Consider the following 20,874-nt stretch of genomic DNA (forward strand, 5'->3'; position numbering starts at 1 on the left):
ATCCATGATCACGAAGCGGTCGGCATACTGGCGTGCGAAGGGCAGCTTCTGCTCCACCAGAAGCACGCTGAGGCCATCCTCGCGGATCAGCCGGCGGATCACCTCGCCGATCTGGGCCACGATATTGGGCTGGATGCCCTCCCCCGGCTCATCGAGGATCAGTAACCGCGGCTCGAGCACCAGGGCCCGCCCGATAGCCAGCTGCTGCTGCTGGCCACCGGAGAGATCGCCCCCGCGGCGATGCTTCATCTCCTCGAGCACGGGGAAGAGCTCATAGACCCGCGGCGGAATCCGCTTCAGGCCGTCCTTTCGCGCGGCCAGGCCGGTGCGCAGGTTCTCCTCCACGGTGAGCAGCGGGAAGATCTGGCGTCCCTGGGGCACATAGCCGATGCCCAGCCGCGAGCGATCCTCGACCTTCCGCCGGGTCAGCTCCACATCGTCGGCATAGCGGATGCTGCCGGAGGCCACCGCCACCTCGCCCATGATCGCCTTCATCAGGGTGGTCTTGCCCACCCCGTTGCGTCCCATCACGCAGGTGCACCGACCGGTGGGTACCTCGAGGCCCAGGTCCCAGAGGGTGTGGCTCTCGCCGTAGTACTGGTTAAGCGTCTCGATGGTCAGCATCAGGCGGCCTCCTCGTCGGGGTCGGCGCCCAGGTAGACCTCGACGACCTTCGGGTCATGGGAGACCTGGTCCATGCTGCCCTCGGCCAGCACGCTGCCCTGGTGCAGCACCGTCACGGTGCGGGCGATGGAGCGCACGAAGCCCATGTCATGCTCGACCACCACCACGGACTGCTTGCCCTTGCCGGCAAGGCTCGTGAGCAGCTCGGCGGTGCGCTCCATCTCCTGCTCGGTCATGCCGGCCACCGGCTCGTCGACCAGCAGCAAGCGGGGACGCTGCATCAGCAGCATGCCGATCTCCAGCCACTGCTTCTGGCCGTGGGACAGGATGCCGGCCAGGCGCTGGCGACACTCGACGAGCCCGACGGTGGCGAGCACCTCCTCGATGCGGTCGCGGATCTCGCCGGTCAGGCGCGCGGTGAGCGTGGGCAGGATGCGCTTGTCGGCCGACATGGCAAGTTCGAGGTTCTCGAACACCGTCAGGGCCTCGAATACCGTGGGCTTCTGGAACTTGCGCCCGATGCCGAGGCTGGCGATCTCCGGTTCGCTCTTGGCCAGCAGGTCGTGGCGACTGCCGAACCAGACCGAGCCGCTGTCGGGTCGGGTCTTGCCGGTGATGATGTCCATCATGGTGGTCTTGCCGGCCCCGTTGGGGCCGATGATGCAGCGCAGCTCGCCATCGTCGATGGTCAGGTTGAGGTCGTTGATCGCCCGGAAGCCGTCGAAGCTGACGGTGACGCCGTCCAGATAGAGGATCGGGCCATGGCGAACATCCACGGGAGAAGCCGCCGGTACCAGGAAGTCGAAGACCCGGTCACGATCGGCAAGGGAATGCAGGAAACTCATGCGGAGGCCTCCCGGGGGGCAGTGGGTTCAGGAGATGACGAGGGTGGCGGACGACGACGGCGAAGCCGATAGGCGAGCAGGCCGGCGATGCCCTTGGGCAGCAGCACCGTGACCAGCACGAACATGCCGCCTAGGGCGAACAGCCAGGCATCCGGCATCACCCCGGTGAACACCGTCTTGGCATAGTTGACCAGTATCGCGCCGATGACCGCGCCGTAGAGGGTCGCGCGTCCGCCCAATGCCACCCAGAGCACGATCTCGATGGAGAAGATCGGCGAGAATTCGCTGGGGTTGATGATGCCCACCTGGGGGACATAGAGCGCCCCGGCGACCCCGGCCAGCATGGCCGAGACCACGAAGACGAACAGCTGGAAGCGCTCGACCCGATAGCCGAGGAAGCGGGTGCGCGCCTCGGCATCCCGGGTGGCCACGCAGACGCGTCCGAGCTTGCTTGAGACGATGGCCCGGCACAGCACGTAGCCCACGGCCAGGGCCATCCCGGTGGCCAGGAACAGGCCCAGGCGGGTGGCGTCGCTGCGCAGGTCGAAGCCCAGCAGTTCCTTGAAGTCCGTCAGGCCGTTGTTGCCGCCGAAGCCCATCTCGTTGCGGAAGAAGGCCAGCATCAGGGCGAAGGTCAGGGCCTGGGTGATGATCGACAGGTAGACCCCGGTGACCCGCGACCGGAAGGCCAGGAAACCGAACACCAGCGCGAGCAGCCCCGGGGCCAGCAGCACCATCAGGAAGGCGAACCAGGCCATGTCGAAACCCAGCCAGTACCAGGGCAGCGCGTCCCAGTCGAGAAACACCATGAAGTCCGGCAACAGCGGATCCCCGTAGGTACCGCGATCGCCGATCTGGCGCATCAGGTACATGCCCATGGCGTAGCCACCCAGGGCGAAGAAGGCCCCGTGCCCCAGGCTCAGGATCCCGAGATACCCCCACACCAGGTCCACGGCCACGGCCAGCAGCGCATAGCTCAGGTACTTGCCGAGCAGCGTCACGGTGTAGGTGGACACATGCAGCGGATGCTCTGCCGGCAGAGTCAGGTTGAACAGCGTCACCACGGCCAGGGCCGCGAGCAGGATGCCCAGGAAGCACTGCGTCGCACGTTCACGAAACGGTCGTGTGAGCCACGAACTCGAGCAATGCATGAATCAGCCCTCCGCTGCCCGGCCCTTCTGCGGAAAGAGTCCGCGGGGGCGCTTCTGGATGAACAGGATGATGAAGACGAGCACCAGGATCTTGGCCAGCACGGCCCCGGCCCAGGGCTCGAGGACCTGGTTGATCACCCCGAGCGACAACCCGGCCACCAGGGTGCCCCAGAGGTTCCCCACCCCGCCGAACACCACCACCATGAAGGAGTCGATGATGTAGTTCTGGCCGAGGTTGGGCCCGACGTTGGTCAGCTGGGAGAGTGCCACGCCGGCGAGCCCCGCCACGCCGGACCCCAGGGCGAAGGTCATGATGTCCACCCGGGTCGCGCGGATGCCCATGGAGCGCGCCATGGCACGGTTCTGCGTCACCGCCCTCACCTCCAGGCCCAGGCGAGTGCGGCGCATCACCAACATCAGGCCGGCGAACACCAGCAGCGCGAAGCCCAGCACGTAGAGGCGGTTCAAGGTCAGCGACAGGCCCTCGTTGATCATCAGCGAGCCACTCATCCACTCCGGGCTGACCACGGTGCGATTGAGCGGCGAGATCCCGGTGCGCACCAGCTGCTGGAGGATCAGGCTGACGCCGAAGGTGGCCAGCAGGGTCTCCAGGGGGCGACCCTTGAGGAACTGGATGACGCCACGTTCGATGGCGATGCCGGCCAGCGCCGCCACCAGGAAGCCGGCAGGGATCGACAGCACCAGCGCCAGGCCGGACTGGCCGGGCAGCAGCTGCTGCATCGCCCAGGTGGTGTAGGCGCCGAGCATCATCAGCTCGCCGTGGGCCATGTTGATGACCCCCATCACGCCGAAGGTGATGGCCAGCCCGATGGCCGCCAGCACCAGCACCGAGCCGAGCGACAGGCCGAAGTAGAGGGTCTCCAGGCCACTATTGAGCCTGAGCTTCTGCTCGATGTCGGCAAGCGCCGAGCTGGCGGCTTCCGCGAGCGCAGGGTCGTCGCTGCGTGCCGCCGAACTGAGGGCCGCACGGGCCTCGGGATTGAGGCTTCCCGCCAACGATTCGATCGCCGCGGCATCGCCCTGCTCGAGCCGATGAATCGCCAGACCCTGCGCCAGCAGGCGGCTGACCTCAGCATCTGCCTCGTCCTCGAGCAGGCCCTGCAGGGGCACCACCATGGCCTCGTCGACCCGCCCCAGCAGGTCGCGGGCCGCCTCACGCCGGGCACCGACGTCATCCACCCGCAGGTCGAGCACCGCCAGGACACTCTGCAGCTGGCCGCGCAGCGCATTGTTGATGCCGATGCGGTCGAGCTCACGGCGCGACATCTCGCCGAGGGCCTCGCCGGTCAGGGCATCGACCACCGGCCAGTTCCGGCCCCGGTTCTCGAGCACCACGACGAAGCGGCCGGTCTCCTTGTGGCGCTGCAGCTTGCCGCCAAGCAGGGCTTCCAGCCAGCCGCGGCTGCGCTCGTCGCCGCTGGCGACGATGGCCTCGATGGCTCCATCCATCCGGGCGTAGGACGCCGCATCGAGGGACGCCAGCAGGGACTGGCCGGTGTCGTCCTGGGCCTGTGCCTGGGCCTGGGCATGGACGGCCAGCGGCAGGCAGGCGAGCAGGCACAGGGCCAGCAGCCACCTGAGACAGGGGGGGATCTTCATGGACGTGTCCTGTGAATGATCGTCGAGTGGCGTGCCGACATCACCGGGCCGAGTGTCGGCCCGATGAGTCTGTCAGCGCGGTTCCGCGAAGAAACGCGTGTTATGCGACGGCGACCTCTTACTGGGTCTCGCTGCCACCGCAGCTACCCTTCACGACGTTGTAGTTGCCGCAGGACAGGGGGGCGCGCCAATCGCTGATCAGGTCCTTCGAGCCTTCCAGGTAGTCGGACCAGGCATCGCCGGCCACGGTGGAAGGGGTCTCCCAGACGATGGAGAACTGGCCGTTGTCCTGGATCTCGCCGATCAGCACCGGCTTGGTAATGTGGTGGTTGGGCATCATCGCCGCGTAGCCCCCGGTGAGGTTGGGGACGCTGACGCCGATGATGGCGTCCTTGACCTCATCGACCTCGGTGGTGCCGGCCTTGCGTACCGCCTCGGCCCACATGTTGAAGCCGATGTAATGGGCTTCCATGGGATCGTTGGTCACCGCCATGTCATCGCCGGTGTACTCGATCCAGGCGTCGATGAAGTCATAGTTAGTGTCCGTATCGACGCTCATGAAGTAGTTCCAGGCGGCGAGGTGGCCGACCAGCGGCGCGGTGTCGATGCCGGTGAGCTCCTGCTCGCCCACCGAGAAGGCCACCACCGGGATGTCGGCGGCGTCGATGCCCTGGTTGCCCAGTTCACGATAGAAGGGCACATTGGCGTCGCCATTGATGGTCGAGACCACCGCGGTCTTCTTGCCCTGGCTGCCGAACGCCTTGATCTCGGAGACGATGTTTTGCCAGTCCGAGTGACCGAAGGGGGTGTAGTTGATCATGATGTCCTCGTCGGCCACGCCATGCGACTTGAGGTAGGCATCGAGGATCTTGTTGGTGGTGCGCGGGTACACATAGTCCGTGCCGGCCAGCACCCAGCGCTCCACACCGATGTTATTCATCAGATAGTTCACGGCGGGAATCGCCTGCTGGTTGGGTGCCGCCCCGGTGTAGAAGACGTTCTCGGAGGACTCCTCCCCCTCGTACTGCACCGGATAGAAGAGCAGGCCGTTGAGCTCCTCGACCACCGGCAGCACGGACTTGCGTGACACCGAGGTCCAGTTGCCGAAGATCACGTCGACCTCCTCCTGAGCCAGCAGCTCACGGGCCTTCTCGGCGAACAGCGGCCAGTCGGAGGCCGGGTCCACGACGACGGCTTCCAGCTGGCGACCCAGCAGGCCGCCCTCGGCGTTCTGCTGTTCGATGAGCATCTCGACGGTGTCCTTGAGCACCGTCTCGCTGATGGCCATGGTGCCGGAGAGCGAGTGCAGGATACCGACCTTGATCGGATCCTCCTGGGCCATGGCGGGCGCCGCCACCCCCAGGCTCAGGAGGGACGCGGCCAGCCAGCGGGAAGAACGGAAAGCGGATGACGGAATCATGAGAGCTCCTTGCGAGCGATGTTGTTGTCGATGAGTCCTGGGCTGGAGGACATCGCGAGGATGCCTCTGATATGTCACCGCAAGGGGTGTGCCACTTCGACGGGCTGCCGCGTTTTGCTCGGCGAATCAGTCTATTGGCAGAAGCTCAACAAGGGACGGCATGCGCCGTCGGGCGCTTTCGTGGAGCGTGCGCCCGCCCCACCGCTCCCTCATCGCCCGAGACCATGGTGCAACGCACCATCACGGGGCACGGCGGCCGGACACGACACGGGGGCGCCGGCCTGGCCGGCGCCCCCGTGAAACACACAGAACGCAAAGGGTGAGCAGGAGACGCTGCCGAGCTCAGTCGCCTTCCGGCCCTCCCGTGCCGGTGGTCACCTTCATGCGGCGGCGCAGCAGCGGGCCGACGATGTAGGGCAGGATCAGCCCCAGGCCGGCGAACACCCACAGGCCGATGGCAAGCCCGCTGTCCCACAGGATGGTCCAGTCGCCGTCGGCGATGTCCATGGCGTGGCGCAGGTTCTTCTCCATCTCCGGCCCCAGCAGCAGGCCGAGGATCACCGGCACCAGCGGGATCTCCAGCTTGCGCAGCACGTAGCCGCCCACCCCGAAGGCCACCATGAAGTAGAGATCAAAGGTGGTGTTGCTGATCGAGTAGATCCCCACGAAGGCGATCATGGTCACGACCGGCAGCAGGTACATCGGCGGCACCGAGAGCAGCTTGACGAAGATCCCGACCAGCGGAATGTTCAGGATCAGCAGCAGGAAGTTGCCGATCAGCAGCGCCGCGATCACCCCCCAGACGATGTCGGCGTTCTGGGTGAACATCAGCGGTCCGGGCGTGATGTTCAGCGAGATCAACAGCGCCAGCAGCACCGCCGTGGTGCCGCTGCCCGGCACGCCCAGCGTCAGCATGGGCACCAGCGCGCCACTGGAGGCGCCGTTGTTGCCCGCCTCTGGCCCGGCCACGCCGCGCGGGTCGCCCTTGCCGAAGTAGCCCTTCTTGCCGATCACCTTCTTCTCGAGGGTGTAGCCGATGAAGCTGCCAAGCGAGGCCCCTGCGCCCGGCAGCACGCCGGCGATGAAACCCAGCACCCCGCCCCGCAGGCTCGACGGCAGAATGTTACGGATGTCCTTCCATTTCAGCGTGAGCTTGTTGACGGCCATCTTTTCCTTGCCGCCACCGGCCTTCTCCTCGATGAAGAACAACAGCTCCGAGATGGCGAACAGGCCGACGATGGCGATGATGAAATCCACCCCCTCGTAGAGTTCCAGCACGCCGAAGGTGTAGCGCTGCACGCCGGTGTTGTCGATGCCCACGGTGGCGATCATCAGGCCGATGGCCGCCGCGACGACCGTCTTCATGGGGTTCTTGCCGGTGATGCCGCCCAGGGTGGCGAACGCCAGCAGGAAGAGCGCGAAGTACTCGGCCGGCCCGAAGGTCAAGGCGAAGTCGGCCAGCAGCGGCGCCAGCAGGATCAGGCCGATGGTGGCGATCAGGCTGCCGATAAAGGAGGCCACGGCGGAGATGGCCAGGGCCTCGGAGGCCTTGCCCTGCTGGGCCATGGGGTAGCCGTCCAGGCAGGTCATCATGGCCGGCTCATCGCCGGGAATGTTGAGCAGGATCGAGGAAATGCGCCCGCCGTACATGGCGCCGGCATAGACCGAGGTCAGCATGATCATCGCGGTTTCCGGGGCGAGCCCCAGGGTGAAGGCCAGCGGGATCAGGATCGCCACCCCGTTGGCCGGACCCAGTCCCGGTAGCGCCCCGATCAGGGTCCCCAGGAAGGCGCCGAGCAAGGCGAACATCAGGTTGTGCGGTGCCAGGGCGACGCCGAACCCGTCCATCAAGAAGCCAAGCGTTTCCATCAACCCACCTCCAGGAACGACAGCAGGCCCAGCGGCAGCGCCAGGTCGAGGGCGAAGTTGAACACCAGATACACCACCACACCGGATACTGCCCCGATGACATAGGCCTTGACCGGGCGAGACCCCATGCGCCAGCACAGGGTGCCCACGGCCAGGGTGGTGCTGATGATGAAGCCGAGCGGTTGCAGCAGCGCGGCGTAGAAGATCAGCACGACCACGGCGACGATCAGCTCGATGCCGGTGCGGCTCCAGGGCCAGGCGTTATCCGGGTCCGGCCGCACGATCATGTACAGGCTGGACAGGGCCAGAACGGCGGCCAGCAGTCGTGGAAAGGTTTCGGGGCCGACGGCCTCGGTCCCGCCGAAGGGTTCGTTGAACTGAGTGGTGCCCCAGCCGTACGCGACGGCCAGGACGATCATCAGTATTCCGAAGATGCGATCATTGAAGGTCATTACTGAATCAACCCGATATCCTTGGAGAGCTGCTCGATATCATCGATCTGGTCCTTGACGAAGGACTCGAACTCACCGGCGCTCATGTGGAAAGGCATCAGGCCATTGTTGGTCATGACGTCCTTCCACTCCTGGCTTTCGTAGATGGTATCCATGGCATCCACCCAGTACTGCTTCGCCTCGTCGGAGATATCGGCCGGCATGTAGAAGCCACGCCAGTTGGGGCCGACGGCATCGATGCCCTGCTCCTTGGCGGTGGGGATATCGCTGTAATCGCCGGGCAGGCGCTCATCGGACAGTATGGCCAGTACCCGGAGGTCACCGGACTCCATGAAGCCCTGGGCCTCGGTGATGTCGCCGGTGAAGGCATCGACGTGGCCACCGATCACCTGGGTCAGAGCCTCACCGCCATTGTTGTAGGAGAGGTAGGGAATGCGCGGCAGCTCGTCGACCTCGGCCGCCTGAGCGGCGATCAGCACCTTGAGGTGATCCCAGCCGCCCTTGGCGCTGCCACCGGCAAACTTGACGCTACGCGGGTCTTCCTTGAGGGCCTCCATCAGCTCGGGCAGGTCATCGTATTCGGAGTCCACGGATACGCCGATCACGCCATAGTCCGCGCCCAGCGCACCGATCCAGTTGACCATGTCGGCGTTCATGCCCGGAAACTGGCCCTGGGCCAGGCGCGTGGTGGTCGCGGTGGACGCGGCGACCAGCAGCTGCTCGTCGCCGGCACGCTTGCTGACGGTGTGCGCATAGGCCACCCCGCCGCCGGCGCCGGCCATGTTGATGGTCTGCACGCTGCGCGGCACGATATCCATATCTTCCATCACCTTCCCCACGCTGCGGCAGGTGAAGTCCCAGCCGCCACCCGGATCGGCGGGGGCCAGGCACTCGACCTTGCCCTCGGGCTCGAAGGCGAAGGCGGTTGCGGCGGTGGTGGCGAGGGCAGTGATCGCTACCAGCTGGACGGGTCGCTTGAGGTTCATGGCGGGCGTTCCTCCTGACATCGGGCTTGTGAAGTCGTTATGTGATGTTCGGCTTGCGGAACCTGTCGGCCTTCCTTACAATTCTGTAAGGCAGAACATCGTTCCTCAGGACAGAAAGTTAGGCCCCGGATCATGGAGCGTCAACGCTCCGGCGCCCGATTGCGACCAAAGTTCAAGGCCACCGAGGTTCCATACCACCAGGGCGAAAGACATAACGGAGGCTCGATCCGCAGATGGCACAGGACCGCGTCGAGGCCGTGGAGCGCGCACTGACCGTGCTCGAGGTCTTCGACTCCGCGCAGGAATACTTCACCCTGGCCGAGCTGGCCCAGGCCACCGGCTACTACAAGAGCACCCTGCTGCGCCTGCTCGGGTCGCTTTCCCGCTTCGACTACGTGCAGCGTGACGACCACGGCCGCTGGCACCTCGGCCATGCCCCGGTGCGCCTGGCGCGTCGCCACCTGCCCGGCCGGCACCTGGCGAGGCGCATCCAGCCCCTGCTGGCCCGCCTGGCGAGCGAGTCCGGCGAGACCGCGACCCTGCTCGAGGTGGAGGACGGCATGGCGGAGTGTCGCCTGGTCACGCTGCCCGAGACCGCCCTGCGTCATGACCTGCACCCGGGCGACCGCTGGGCGGTGACGGAAGAACACGACCCGCGCCCGGCCCTGCCCGGCGGCGCCATGGTGTGCCAGGCGTTGCCCGGCGACGCCATCGAGCCGCCGCGCTGGCTGGCCCTCTCGGGCCCGGCCGGACGCCTGGACACGCACCGCGCCAGGGCCGCGCTGGAGCATGCCGTGGCGGTGCTGTCGGCCGGCCCGGGACGCGACTCAGGGGAGACGGGGTCATGACGCTGCTGCTGGTGGAAGATGATGCCCTGCTGGCCGAGACGCTGACCGAGACCCTGCGCCTGCAGGGCCACGAGGTCTGCTGCCTCGACGACGGCAGCGCGGCGCATGAGCGCCTGGCGGTGCCCGGGCATGGCCTCGCGCTGGTGCTGCTCGACCTCAACCTGCCGGGCTGTGGCGGACTCGAGGTGCTCGAGGCCCTCAGGGCGCATGACCGCGCCACTCCCGTGTTGATCCTCACCGCCCGTGGCGCCGTGGAGGACCGGGTCCGCGGCCTCGACCTGGGCGCCGACGACTACCTGGCCAAGCCCTTCGCCCTCGACGAGCTCGAGGCTCGCGTGCGTGCCCTGCTCAGGCGCCGCAGCCCCGCGGCGGCGCTGACGGCGGGGCCCCTCACCCTCGACATCCGGCAGCAGCGCTTTACGCTTGAGGGCGAGCCGCTCACCCTGCCGCCCCGGGAGCAGCGCCTGCTCGCCTGCCTGATGCAGCATGCCGGCACGCCGGTGGACAAGGCCCGGCTCGCCGAGGAGGCGTTCCAAGGCGACGCCATGGGCGACAACGCCATCGAGGTCTATGTGCATCGGCTGCGCAAACGCCTGGCCGGAAGCGCCGTGGCCCTGCGCACGGTGCGCGGCCTGGGTTACCTGCTGGAGGCCGAGTGACGCGCGGCGACAGCCTCTCGCGCCGCCTGCTGGTCTGGCTGCTGCTGCCGCTGCTGGTACTGGGTAGCCTGATGCTGCTGCAGGCCTGGTTCGAGGCACGACGCACCGCCGATCGCGCCTTCGACCGCCTGCTCGAAGCCGCCTCCCTGGCCATCGCCGAGCAGGTGCAGTGGCAGGACGACCGCCTGTGGCTCGACCTGCCGCCGGCGGCGCTGGAGATGCTGGCCACCGATGCCGAGGAACGGGTGTTCTATAGCCTGATCGACCGCCGCGGCCGCATGATCACCGGCAACGCCGAACTGCCGGGGGATCAACGCGAGGCGGTGTCGGATGACGACACCCTGCTCTACCGCGACGTCACCTGGCAGGGCCTGTCGGTGCGCCAGGGGGTGCGTCGCACGCGCCTCGAGGACTGGCAGCTGCGTGAGCCCTTCGAGGTACGCGTCGCCCACAGCCGCGAGGGGCGTGATGCCCTGGCCGCCGAGCTGTGGCGCGCCAACCTGGCGATGATCCTGGCCATGGCGGCGCTGGCGATCGTCGCGCTGCTGCTGGCGATCCGCACCGCCCTGGCACCGCTGACCCGCCTGCGCCGCGCGATCAGAAGCCGCGATCCACGCACCCTCGCCCCGCTGGAACTTCGCCTGCCGCGCGAACTCGCCGAGCTGCGCGACACCGTCAACGAGCTGCTCGCCCGGATGCGACGGGTGCGCGCCAACCAGGAACGCTTCATCGGAGATGCCTCGCACCAGCTGCGTACGCCGCTGGCGGGGCTCTCGGCACGCGCCGAGCTGGCCCTGCGCCAGGACGACCCGGCCCGCTGGCGGGAGGCCCTGGTCGCCATGCAGGCCACCAGTTCCCGCACCGCGCGACTGGCGATGCAGCTGCTGTCGCTGACGCGGCTGGCCAATCCCGAATACCGCCCCGAGCGCGCGCCGCTATCGCTCAACGCCATCGCACGGGAGGCGGTACGCGAGCACTGGACGGCCTGTCACCGGGCGGGGGTCGATCTGGGCGTGGCGACCGCCGCGGCCGACGTCGAGATACTCGGCATCGATTGGCAGCTCGCCGAGGCGCTCGGCAACCTGATCGACAATGCACGTCGCTACGGGGCGAGGCACGTCACGATCCGGGTCGGCGAGCAGCCGCCGAGCCTGTCTATCGAGGACGACGGCCCGGGAATTCCCGCGGCGCGGCGAACGCTGATGCTGCGCCCCTTCCATCGCGATCGTGACGATCTTGAGGGCTCCGGACTGGGGCTCGCCATCGTCGACGGCATCGCTCGCACTCACGGAGCGCGGCTGGCCATGTCCGCCGGCCCTGGCGGCGTCGGGCTTCGCGTGACGCTGCGATTCCCCGGAGACAGCCCATGAGCCCCCGTCGTCACTCTCTGACGCCTTCTCTGCGTCGCGCCGGACGCCGCCTGCTCGCATGGCTGCTGGCCTTTCCGCTTGCACTGCCGTTTACGTTCTCGTTGACGCTCTCGTTGGCCATTCCCGCCGTCCACGCCGCGGAGAGTCTGCGCTACCCCACCACATTCGATGGCGACGCCGCAGCGGCGCTGGTGATCCATGGCGCACTGGACCTCCCCCAGGTGCGACCGCTGCTGGACGCCTTCCACCGCGACCACCCCGATGTCGCCCTGCACTACCGCAACCTGACAACCCTGGCCCTGCACGAGCGGTTTCTGAAGGCGCCCGCGGAAGCCGACGTGCTGATCTCCTCGGCCATGCCCTGGCAGTACCGCCTGGCCAACGATGGCCAGGCACAGCCGCTCGACACGCCTGCGGCCAGGCGCTGGCCGGCCTGGGCCCGCTGGCGCAGCGAGCTCTTCGCCGTCACCTTCGAGCCCATCGTGATGGTGGTGAACGAGGCGATCATCGAGCGCTTCGGCGAGGTTCGCAGCCACGCCGACCTGCTGGCGCTGCTGGAGCGCCAGAGCGAGTCGCTGCGCGGCCGCGTGGTGACCTACGACCCGGCCATCAGCGGCGCGGGCTATACCTATGCCATCGAGGAGTCTCGGCTCTCGCCGCGCTACTGGGAGCTGGTGGCGGCGCTCGGCGAGGCCGAGGCCGCCCTGGTGGGGACCACCGGGGAGATGCTGGAGGGATTGATCGAGGGTCGCTATCTGGTGGGCTACAACCTGCTGGGCAGCTACGCCCGGGAGCGCCTGGCCAACCATCCACGGCTCAAGATCGTGGTGCCCGAGGACTACGCACTGGTCACCCAGCGCCTGGCCCTGGTGCCGCGCCTGGCGCCCCACCCAGAGACGGCTCGGCGGTTCCTCGACTACCTGATTGGCGAGCGGGGGCAGGAAGTGCTGGCGCGAGAGACGCCGCTGGGCGCCATTCATCCCTCGCTCGAGGGACCGGGCACGGCGGCGTCGCTGCGACGGCAACGTGGCGATGCGCTGCGCCCCATCACCCTGGGCCCCGGCCTGCTGGCGACCCTGGACGATCTCAAGCGAGAGGCGCTATTGACGCGCTGGCGACGCGAGTTCATGCGACGGCGGCGCCACTGAACCATCCCAGGCGGCTGATTCAGCGGACGTAGGAGATCTCCACCGGCACGGTGCCCCGCTTGAGCATGCCGAGCGCCTTGGCGGCCCGCTTGGAGAGATCGATGATGCGACCCTTGGCATAGGGCCCGCGATCATTGATCAGCACCTCGACCTCGCGGCCGTTGTCCTCGCGAGTCACCGTGACCCGGGTGCCGAACGGCAGGGTCGGATGGGCGGCCGTAAGCGCCTGCTGGTCGAAGGGCTCGCCACTCGCCGTGGTGCGGCCCTGGAAGCGGTCGCTGTAGTAGGACGCCACCCCCTGCTGGGTCTTGGCCTCGGTCTCATGGGCCTGCCCCGTGCCGGCGCAGCCGGCCATCAGCCACCCCGCCACGCAGCAAGTCAGAATCAGTCGGGAGCGAATCCCCATGCGGTCACCTCATGACATACCGTGTTGCGCCGACACCCGCATCCAGCGATCAGGCACCATGGTCGAGGGTCGGCGGCGAAGGGTGCTTGCCCTCCAGCCACCCCGAGCTGTTGGCCCGTGCCTGGTCGAACCAGGCCAGCCGATCGTGCAGAGTCACGACACCGCCGACGACGATCAGCGTCGGCGGTCGGATAGTAACCACTTCGCCTGCCGGCGGCAACTGCTCCAGGGTGCCGACGTGCACCCGCTGGCGTGCCGTGGTGCCCTGCTCGATCAGCGCCACGGGGGTGTCCGGCGCCAGGCCGTGACGGCAGAGCTGCTCGCCGATCAGCTCAAGGCTCCCCAGCCCCATGTAGAACACCAGGGTCTGGCCGGGGCCGGCCAGCGTCGGCCAGTCCAGGTCGCTGCTGCCGTTGCGCAGGTGACCGGTGACGAAGCGCACCGACTGGGCGTGATCGCGGTGCGTCAGCGGGATGCCGGCATAGGCCGCACAGCCCGATGCCGCGGTGATGCCGGGCACCACCTCCACCATGATGCCCGCCTCGACCAGGGTCTCGAGCTCCTCTCCACCGCGACCGAAGATGAAGGGATCGCCGCCCTTGAGGCGGACCACCCGCTTGCCCGCCCGTGCCCAGTCGACCAGGGCCTGATTGATGCCGTCCTGGGGCACGCTGTGCCGCGAACGCTCCTTGCCGACGTAGAGGCGATGGGCCTCGGGCCCCGCCAGGGCCAGGATCTCATCGCTGACCAGTCGGTCATGGAGGATCACCTCGGCGGCCTGGAGACGCCGCCACGCCTTGAGGGTCAACAGTTCCGGATCTCCCGGGCCGGCCCCGACCAGGCTCACACAGCCCGGCGGGAAGGCCGAGCCCGCCGGCATCCCCGTCGCCGCCTCGTCTCGCCCCATCGCACGCTCGGAACCGGTCTGCATATTCCAACAACCTCAGTAATCATTAATGATTTATGCATTATGGTAATTAACGTGCAACTCGGATACCACGACTCCCTTGGCACAAGCCTATAACCGATGGTTTCAGCATCGAGAGCCCAGCGCGCATGCTCAAGGGCCGGGGTGCAAGACCGGTGGGATTCACTTCCCTCGCCCGAAACGACATCGCCCCCGCGGGGCGGGGGCGATGTCGACGCGTTTGATAAGGCCGGCTCAGGAGCAGAGCGTTCGCCGCAGGCGGGGGCTTACGAGTTCGCCGAGCAGGGTAACCGCCACCAGGATCGCCAGCAGCCAGGGCCAGTGCAGGCCGAATTCGACGCGGGTGATGCCCAGGGCATCGACGAAGATCATCAGGATCCCAAGCGGGCTGACGTAGCGCACCATGAACAACCAGAGCGCATGCCAGCCAGGCGACAGGCCGAGCTCTTCCCGGAAGGACTCACTCTTCAACACGAACCCGGCCAGCATCACCATGCCCAGACCGCCGAGCGGCATCATCCAGCGCGAGGTCAGGTAATCGAGCCAGTCGAAGAAGTGCTTGCCGTAAAGGGTCCAGTCGGCGCCGACGTTGAAGGAGAGCATCGCCAGGGTGCTGACCAGCCACAGCACCAGGCCGGTGCCCCAGGAGGCGCTGCGCCGCGAGAGTCCCTTGTTATCACACAGCCACGAGACGGTGGCCTCGACCATGGAGATCGATGAGGTCAGCGCGGCCATGGAGAGCATCACGAAGAAAAGGATGCCGAACAGGGTGCCCATGGGGATGGCCTGGAAGGCCAGCGGCAGGCTCATGAAGATGAGCCCCGGGCCGCTGCTCGGGCTCATGCCATTGGCGAAGATCACCGGGAAGATCGCCAGCCCCGCCATCAGCGCTACCACGGTATCGGCCAGCGCCACGGAGAGCGTGGTACGCGCGATCGAGGTGGTCGCGGGCAGGTAACTGCCATAGGTGAGGATGGCCCCGGAGGCCAGCGACAGGGTAAAGAAGGCATGGCCCAGCGCGGCCAGCATCCCCTCGCTGGAGAGGCGGCCGGCGTCGAAGGAGAACAGGAAGTCGACCGCCGCCGGGAAGCCGCCGGAGAACACGCCATAGCCGATCAGCAGCAGCAGCATCAGCACCATGCCGGGCATCATCCAGCTGACGCTCTTCTCGATGCCGGCCTGCACGCCCTTGCCGACGATCACCATGGTCGCCACGGTGACCAGGGTGCTCCAGAACCCGAGGTTCAGGGGGCTTGCGTTGTTGGCCCCGAAGATCGCCGCCATCTCGTCGACGCTGGAGCCGGCGAGGCCGCCGCTCAGCATCTTCCAGAGGTAGGCGAAGGACCAGCCCGCCACCACCACATAGAACGACAGGATCAGAAAGCCACACAGCATGGCCATCCAGCCGAGCAGCGACCAGGCCGAGCCGCGGCCCGACTCGGCGATGACGCGGCGCAGGGCGTCGACCGGACTGCCTCGGCCACGACGCCCCAGGGCGATCTCGGTCATCATCACCGGCACCCCGACGGCCAGGATGCAGGCCAGATAGACCAGCACGAAGGCGCCGCCGCCGAACTCGCCGGTGATGTAGGGAAACTTCCAGATGTTGCCCAGGCCTACGGCGGATCCGGTCGCCGCCAGGATGAAGCCCCAGCGGCCGAGCCACTGGGTTCGGGGTTGCGCGTTGGTTGTCATATTACACCAGGGGTCACGGAGATTTTTCCGACACCGCGAGGCATCGCCAGCAAGCGGCTATTGTGACGGATTTTATCGTGATTGGGCAGACGCACCGCCGATTGCGCTGCCCAACTCCCCCAGGGCCTTGCGAAGATGCGCTGCCGATGGCACTTCACATCAGCGCCGGGCCGCCAGCCTCGACCGCGACGGCATTCCGGCAAGGACTGTGTGTACCACGCCTGAAGCCCCACGATTCAGGCAGGCTGGTCTATGCTGGTGGGCAGCAGGGGCATTTGGCACACAATGCCGCGCTCGTCAGCCTGTCAACCGGTACGTGCCCGGGAGGACACCATGACCAGTGACACCCGCATCGGACCAATCACCCTGCCCGACACCCGGGCCAGACGCGTCGTCGAACGCCTGCTGGAAGGGTCCGGCGTAACGCTCAACGGTGATGCTCCTCAGGATATCCGCGTGCTGCACCCAGACGTCTTCTCCAGAATCCTTCATCAAGGCACGCTGGGACTCGGCGAGACCTACATGGAGGGCTGGTGGGAGTGCGATCGCATCGATCAGATGGCCACCCGGATGCTGCTGCATGGCCTCGGGCAGCATGCCCGCACGCCATCGGAAAAGCTCATCTACCGTCTGCAGTCGGGATTTCGCAACCTGCAGAGCAAGACGCGCGCCTATATGGTCGGCGAGGTGCACTACGACCTGGGCAATGATCTCTTCGAGCGCATGCTCGACGAGACCATGTGCTACTCCTGCGGCTACTGGAAGGAAGCGGACGACCTCGCCACCGCCCAGCGGGCCAAGCTAGAACTGGCGTGTCAGAAGCTCGATCTGAAGCCGGGCATGACAGTCCTCGATATCGGCTGCGGCTGGGGCAGTTTCGCCGAGCATGCGGCCCGACACCACGGCGTGGAGGTCACCGGCATCACCATCTCTAAAGAGCAGGCGGCCCTGGCTCGAGAGCGCTGCGCCGATCTGCCGGTGGAGATACTGCTGCAGGATTACCGCGACCTCGACGGCCTCTTCGACCGGATCGTCTCCATCGGCATGTTCGAGCATGTGGGGCACCGCAATTACGACACCTATTTCGAGACCATCCCACGCCTGATGCCGGCGGACGGCCTCTTCCTCCTGCATACCATCGGCTCCAACCACTCCCAGATATCGGCGGATCCCTGGATTCATCGCTACATCTTCCCCAACGGGACCCTGCCCTCGGCCATGCACATCGCTCGCGCCAGCGAGGATCATTTGATGATGGAGGACTGGCAGAACTTCGGCCCGGACTATGACCGAACGCTGATGGCCTGGCTGGCCAACGTCGACGCTCACTGGCACGAGATCGCCCCGCGCTACAACGAGCGCACGCGCCGGATGTTCCGCTACTACCTGTCGGTCTGTGCCGGCGCCTTCCGCGCCCGCCACCTTCAGCTCTGGCAGGTGGTCTTCTCTCGCGGCCGGGCCCAGCGGTACGACGCACCGCGCTGATGAAGGGGCGCGCCGTCATGGCCTGGACCGGTCGCGTAGTACATTAACTAAGCCTTATTGTCGGCGATCGCCTACACCTGAAGAAGGATAGGCAGTATCATTGCGAGGCGGCATAATGCCGGTCGCCATATAGCGACGCGCCCCGAGAGAGCGCACGACAGCCCCCCAGCCACTCGCTGGGCAGGACGATAACGACACTCGCTGTGCGCAGCAGGGATACAAGGACACCCGCATGCCCTCCAACGATGTCCTGCCGGGTAAAACCCTCTCAATACCCCAGTGGCGACTCGACTTGAACGAGCAGCTGCCCGGCGTGATCTTCCAGCTGCATCGCACACCGGATGGTCATCTGCACTTTCCCTATCTGGCCGGCAGCGGCGCGGGGCTCGATGGCCTCGACAGGCGCGACCTGGCACACAATGCCCAACCCGCTCTGGATAGACTGGCCGAGCCAGACCACCCGCGTCTGATGGCCATCATCGAACGCTCGGCCCGTTCGGACACTCCCATCGCCACCACCTTCCGACTGCGTTTGACCGATAAGCGCATGCGCTGGATCGCCGTGCGCGCCCAGCCTCGCCGCGTCGAAAGCGGCACCCTCTGGGTCGGCCTGATGATCGACATCACCGAGCAGATGATCGAGGAGGACCGCCTGCGCCGGCTATCGGACACCGACGACCTCACCGGCCTGGCCAACCGACGCAAGCTGATGACGCGTCTCGAAGAAGAGATCTCGCTGAGCAACCGCCATGGCCTCCCGCTGTCGCTGATGATGCTGGATCTCGACCATTTCAAGTCGATCAACGACACCTGGGGCCACCTGCAAGGCGACCAGGTGCTGCGCGAGCTCGCCAACCTCTGCCAGGGCATCCTGCGCGAGGAGGACCTGATGGCCCGGCTCGGCGGCGAGGAGTTCGCGGTACTGCTTCCCCTGACGCCCGAATCACACTCCTACCAGCTAGCGGAGCGCCTGCGCGAGCGGATCTCCGCCCACAATTTCGGCGTCGGCCAAGGCCACATCACCGTCAGTATCGGTATCACCGCACACCGCGTCGGCGATTCCCGCGAGATCCTCATGCAGCGCGTCGACGAGCGCCTCTATGCCGCCAAGCACGGCGGGCGCAACCGGGTGATGGCCGGCGCCTAGCCGGATTCTTGAAAGAGGCTCATCCCACCTTGGGGTGCTATTAACCAGGAAAGAACATGAGTCGCCTTCCTGGGGGAGCGACGGTTCGGCGGACGCGAGTCGCCCGGGGCCGTTATACTGGACGGATTCCCAGTGAACCTCCAACGCCTCGGCAGGGAGAGCCCCATGATCCAGCAGACGCTCGCACAGGTCTTCGGCTACGACGACTTCCGCCCCGGCCAGCAGCCGGTCATCGAGGCGGTCGTGGCCGGCCGCTCGGCGGCGGCCATCTTCCCTACCGGCTCCGGCAAGTCACTCTGCTATCAGCTGCCCGCCCTGCACCTCCCACACCTGACGCTGGTGATCTCGCCCCTGCTGGCCCTGATGCAGGATCAGCTGGCGTTCCTGGCGCGCCACGACATTGCCGCCGCCAGCCTCGATTCCAGTCAGAGCCGCGAGGAGGCGGCGGCGGTGATGGAGGGCGTCAAGCGCGGCGACATTCGCATCCTGATGGTCTCGGTCGAGCGCCTCAAGAACGAGCGCTTCCGGGCCTTCATCCGCCGCGTACCGATCTCGCTGATGGTGGTGGACGAGGCCCACTGCATCTCCGAATGGGGCCATAACTTCCGGCCGGACTACCTCAAGCTGCCCGCCTATCGCCGGGAGTTCGGCATTGCCCAGGTGCTGCTGCTCACCGCCACGGCCACGCCTCGGGTCATCGACGACATGCGCAGCCGCTTCGACATCGCGCCACAGGACGTCACCGGCACCGGCTTCTATCGCGCCAACCTCGACCTCGCGGTCTCCCCGGTGCCCGCCGAACAGCGCCCGCGCCGGCTGGTGGAGTGGCTGCAGCCAAAATTCACGCCGGGCCCACCCGAGCCCACCATCGTCTACGTCACCCTGCAGCAGACCGCCGAGCGCCTGGCCGCCTATCTCCAGAAAGCCGGCCTTCCGACGGCCGCCTACCACGCCGGGCTCGACGCCGAGCGACGCGACGCCATCCAGCGGGACTTCATGGCGGGGCATACGCCCTGCATCGTCGCCACCATCGCCTTCGGCATGGGCATCGACAAGGCCGACATCCGCAACGTGGTGCACTTCGACCTGCCGAAGTCCATCGAGAACTACAGCCAGGAGATCGGCCGTGCCGGCCGGGATGGCCTGCCCTCGAACTGCCTGATGCTGGCCGGGCGCGATCACCTCGAGGTGCTGGAGAACTTCGTCTACGGCGATACACCGGAGCATCACGGCATTCGTCGCGTGATCGATACCCTGCAGGCCACCGGCAACGAGTGGGAACTGATGCTCAACGCCCTCTCGCGGCACAGCAATATCCGTCCTCTGCCGCTCAAGACCCTGCTCGTGCAGCTCGAGCTGCGCGGCATCATTGCCCCGCGCTACAGCTACTTCGCCGATTACCGCTTCCGCCTGACGGATGAGCCGGAAGCGCTGGTGGCTCGCTTCCAGGACGAACGGCGCGCCTTCGTCCAGGCGATTCTCGACGCCTCGTCCCGGGCTCGCACCTGGTACACCCTGGACTTTGCCGCCCTCGAGGCGCTAGGCGCCGAGCGCGGGCTCGATACTCGGCGCGGGCGCGTCATCACCGCCCTGGAGTACTTCGTCGAGAAGGGCTGGATGACCCTGGAGAGCAAGCAGATGACCGAGGTCTACGAGGTGCTCGCCCGGGAGGCCGACCCGGCCGCGCTCACCGATGACCTCTCCCGCTATTTCCGCGACAAGGAGGGCGCGGAGATCGAGCGGCTCGAGGCCATGCTGGCGCTCTTCGAGAGCGACGGCTGCCTCAGCCGGCGCCTGGCCGACTGGTTCGGCGACGCCCGGGCGCCCGAGCGCTGCGGCCACTGCTCGGCCTGCCGAGGCCTGGTGGCGCACCTGCCCACCGCCGCGAAGACAGCGCCTCCGGCATCCCAGGACCTCGATGCGCTGTGCGCCCCCTTCCTCGAGCGACTCGGCGAGGCCGGTGAGGGTCACCCGGCCACGCCGGATCTTCTGACGCGCTTTCTCTGCGGCATCACCGCCCCGCTCTTCACACCGCTGAAGGCGCGCCAGCTGCGGGGCTTCGCCGCCCTCGAAGGGCTTCCCTATGGCGAGGTGCGTGAGCGGGTCGCCGAACGCCTGCCCTGGATGGCGACGCCCTCTCCTGCTCGCTGAGCGAGGCGTTGCCTAGGCGTTGTCTAGGGAGCGTCGGCTTGACGACCCGACGCTACTGCACGACCTTTTT

Annotated in this window: 18 protein-coding genes; 7 read left to right on the plus strand and 11 right to left on the minus strand. The window is 67.0% G+C overall.

The window, feature by feature from the left end:
- The 8 genes from urtE to BM388_RS14935 form a co-directional block, all read right to left on the minus strand.
- Positions 1–624 (minus strand): urea ABC transporter ATP-binding subunit UrtE (urtE, locus tag BM388_RS14900; protein WP_089851571.1); only part of this gene is annotated, 624 nt, incomplete at its 3' end.
- Positions 624–1,469 carry an urea ABC transporter ATP-binding protein UrtD gene (gene urtD, locus BM388_RS14905; RefSeq protein ID WP_089851573.1) on the minus strand — a complete coding sequence of 282 codons (846 nt, stop codon included), beginning with the start codon at positions 1,467–1,469 and terminating at the stop codon, positions 624–626. The genes urtD and urtE, both read right to left, overlap by 1 nt.
- On the minus strand, positions 1,466–2,620 hold the full coding sequence (urtC, locus tag BM388_RS14910; protein WP_089851575.1) for an urea ABC transporter permease subunit UrtC: 1,155 nt from the start codon (positions 2,618–2,620) through the stop codon (positions 1,466–1,468). The genes urtD and urtC overlap by 4 nt, the downstream gene beginning before the upstream one ends.
- Before the next feature lie 3 nt (positions 2,621–2,623).
- Positions 2,624–4,240, minus strand: a complete 1,617-nt coding sequence (gene urtB / locus BM388_RS14915; protein ID WP_089851577.1) for an urea ABC transporter permease subunit UrtB — start codon at positions 4,238–4,240, stop codon at positions 2,624–2,626.
- A gap of 118 nt (positions 4,241–4,358) precedes the next feature.
- A complete protein-coding gene (urtA, locus tag BM388_RS14920; protein WP_089851579.1) occupies positions 4,359–5,660 on the minus strand; it encodes an urea ABC transporter substrate-binding protein in 1,302 nt (433 codons plus the stop codon).
- 342 nt (positions 5,661–6,002) lie between these two features.
- Positions 6,003–7,529, minus strand: coding sequence for a tripartite tricarboxylate transporter permease (locus BM388_RS14925; protein WP_089851581.1), 1,527 nt, complete (start codon positions 7,527–7,529; stop codon positions 6,003–6,005).
- The gene (locus tag BM388_RS14930) at positions 7,529–7,981 is read right to left on the minus strand and encodes a tripartite tricarboxylate transporter TctB family protein (protein ID WP_089851583.1); all 453 of its coding nucleotides are present in this window, start codon (positions 7,979–7,981) and stop codon (positions 7,529–7,531) included. Before BM388_RS14930 ends, BM388_RS14925 begins: the two co-directional genes overlap by 1 nt.
- Positions 7,981–8,967, minus strand: coding sequence for a Bug family tripartite tricarboxylate transporter substrate binding protein (locus BM388_RS14935; protein ID WP_089851585.1), 987 nt, complete (start codon positions 8,965–8,967; stop codon positions 7,981–7,983). The genes BM388_RS14930 and BM388_RS14935 overlap by 1 nt, the downstream gene beginning before the upstream one ends.
- Before the next feature lie 233 nt (positions 8,968–9,200).
- Between BM388_RS14935 and BM388_RS14940 the strand changes: the two genes are divergently transcribed.
- The 4 genes from BM388_RS14940 to BM388_RS14955 are packed head-to-tail and all read left to right on the plus strand — an operon-like array spanning position 9,201 to position 12,992.
- Positions 9,201–9,815, plus strand: coding sequence for a helix-turn-helix domain-containing protein (locus BM388_RS14940; RefSeq protein ID WP_089851587.1), 615 nt, complete (start codon positions 9,201–9,203; stop codon positions 9,813–9,815).
- Positions 9,812–10,474 (plus strand): response regulator transcription factor, encoded by a 663-nt coding sequence (locus tag BM388_RS14945; protein WP_089851589.1) that lies wholly within the window; start codon positions 9,812–9,814, stop codon positions 10,472–10,474. Before BM388_RS14940 ends, BM388_RS14945 begins: the two co-directional genes overlap by 4 nt.
- Positions 10,471–11,844, plus strand: coding sequence for a sensor histidine kinase (locus BM388_RS14950; protein ID WP_089851591.1), 1,374 nt, complete (start codon positions 10,471–10,473; stop codon positions 11,842–11,844). Before BM388_RS14945 ends, BM388_RS14950 begins: the two co-directional genes overlap by 4 nt.
- On the plus strand, positions 11,841–12,992 hold the full coding sequence (locus BM388_RS14955; RefSeq protein ID WP_089851592.1) for an ABC transporter substrate-binding protein: 1,152 nt from the start codon (positions 11,841–11,843) through the stop codon (positions 12,990–12,992). Before BM388_RS14950 ends, BM388_RS14955 begins: the two co-directional genes overlap by 4 nt.
- A 19-nt stretch (positions 12,993–13,011) precedes the next feature.
- On the opposite strand, the gene BM388_RS14960 is transcribed toward BM388_RS14955, so the two are convergent.
- From BM388_RS14960 to BM388_RS14970, 3 genes are all read right to left on the minus strand, one after another.
- Positions 13,012–13,398, minus strand: a complete 387-nt coding sequence (locus BM388_RS14960) for a septal ring lytic transglycosylase RlpA family protein (protein WP_089851594.1) — start codon at positions 13,396–13,398, stop codon at positions 13,012–13,014.
- Between the two features lie 49 nt (positions 13,399–13,447).
- On the minus strand, positions 13,448–14,305 hold the full coding sequence (gene cobA / locus BM388_RS14965; protein WP_390882384.1) for a uroporphyrinogen-III C-methyltransferase: 858 nt from the start codon (positions 14,303–14,305) through the stop codon (positions 13,448–13,450).
- Between the two features lie 255 nt (positions 14,306–14,560).
- Positions 14,561–16,021 carry a sodium-dependent transporter gene (locus BM388_RS14970; RefSeq protein ID WP_089851596.1) on the minus strand — a complete coding sequence of 487 codons (1,461 nt, stop codon included), beginning with the start codon at positions 16,019–16,021 and terminating at the stop codon, positions 14,561–14,563.
- 333 nt (positions 16,022–16,354) lie between these two features.
- Between BM388_RS14970 and cfa the strand changes: the two genes are divergently transcribed.
- From cfa to BM388_RS14985, 3 genes are all read left to right on the plus strand, one after another.
- Positions 16,355–17,506 carry a cyclopropane fatty acyl phospholipid synthase gene (gene cfa / locus BM388_RS14975; RefSeq protein ID WP_089851598.1) on the plus strand — a complete coding sequence of 384 codons (1,152 nt, stop codon included), beginning with the start codon at positions 16,355–16,357 and terminating at the stop codon, positions 17,504–17,506.
- 232 nt (positions 17,507–17,738) lie between these two features.
- Positions 17,739–18,653 (plus strand): GGDEF domain-containing protein, encoded by a 915-nt coding sequence (locus BM388_RS14980; protein ID WP_089851600.1) that lies wholly within the window; start codon positions 17,739–17,741, stop codon positions 18,651–18,653.
- A gap of 165 nt (positions 18,654–18,818) precedes the next feature.
- Complete coding sequence (locus BM388_RS14985) at positions 18,819–20,804, plus strand: RecQ family ATP-dependent DNA helicase (RefSeq protein ID WP_089851602.1); 1,986 nt, start codon at positions 18,819–18,821, stop codon at positions 20,802–20,804.
- The last annotated feature ends 70 nt before the right edge of the window (positions 20,805–20,874 follow it).

Source organism: Halomonas saccharevitans (assembly GCF_900116405.1).
Classification (GTDB): domain Bacteria; phylum Pseudomonadota; class Gammaproteobacteria; order Pseudomonadales; family Halomonadaceae; genus Halomonas; species Halomonas saccharevitans.

Bases quoted from the DNA above. Each gene is read 5' to 3' on its own strand.
- BM388_RS14940 (WP_089851587.1), top strand. From the start codon at position 9,201: ATGGCACAGGACCGCGTCGAGGCCGTGGAGCGCGCACTGACCGTGCTC.
- BM388_RS14935 (WP_089851585.1), bottom strand. From the start codon at position 8,967: ATGAACCTCAAGCGACCCGTCCAGCTGGTAGCGATCACTGCCCTCGCC.
- BM388_RS14925 (WP_089851581.1), bottom strand. From the start codon at position 7,529: ATGGAAACGCTTGGCTTCTTGATGGACGGGTTCGGCGTCGCCCTGGCA.
- urtA (WP_089851579.1), bottom strand. From the start codon at position 5,660: ATGATTCCGTCATCCGCTTTCCGTTCTTCCCGCTGGCTGGCCGCGTCC.
- BM388_RS14945 (WP_089851589.1), top strand. From the start codon at position 9,812: ATGACGCTGCTGCTGGTGGAAGATGATGCCCTGCTGGCCGAGACGCTG.
- BM388_RS14955 (WP_089851592.1), top strand. From the start codon at position 11,841: ATGAGCCCCCGTCGTCACTCTCTGACGCCTTCTCTGCGTCGCGCCGGA.
- urtB (WP_089851577.1), bottom strand. From the start codon at position 4,240: ATGAAGATCCCCCCCTGTCTCAGGTGGCTGCTGGCCCTGTGCCTGCTC.
- BM388_RS14960 (WP_089851594.1), bottom strand. From the start codon at position 13,398: ATGGGGATTCGCTCCCGACTGATTCTGACTTGCTGCGTGGCGGGGTGG.
- cobA (WP_390882384.1), bottom strand. From the start codon at position 14,305: ATGGGGCGAGACGAGGCGGCGACGGGGATGCCGGCGGGCTCGGCCTTC.
- BM388_RS14980 (WP_089851600.1), top strand. From the start codon at position 17,739: ATGCCCTCCAACGATGTCCTGCCGGGTAAAACCCTCTCAATACCCCAG.
- BM388_RS14985 (WP_089851602.1), top strand. From the start codon at position 18,819: ATGATCCAGCAGACGCTCGCACAGGTCTTCGGCTACGACGACTTCCGC.
- urtD (WP_089851573.1), bottom strand. From the start codon at position 1,469: ATGAGTTTCCTGCATTCCCTTGCCGATCGTGACCGGGTCTTCGACTTC.
- urtC (WP_089851575.1), bottom strand. From the start codon at position 2,620: ATGCATTGCTCGAGTTCGTGGCTCACACGACCGTTTCGTGAACGTGCG.
- BM388_RS14970 (WP_089851596.1), bottom strand. From the start codon at position 16,021: ATGACAACCAACGCGCAACCCCGAACCCAGTGGCTCGGCCGCTGGGGC.
- cfa (WP_089851598.1), top strand. From the start codon at position 16,355: ATGACCAGTGACACCCGCATCGGACCAATCACCCTGCCCGACACCCGG.
- BM388_RS14930 (WP_089851583.1), bottom strand. From the start codon at position 7,981: ATGACCTTCAATGATCGCATCTTCGGAATACTGATGATCGTCCTGGCC.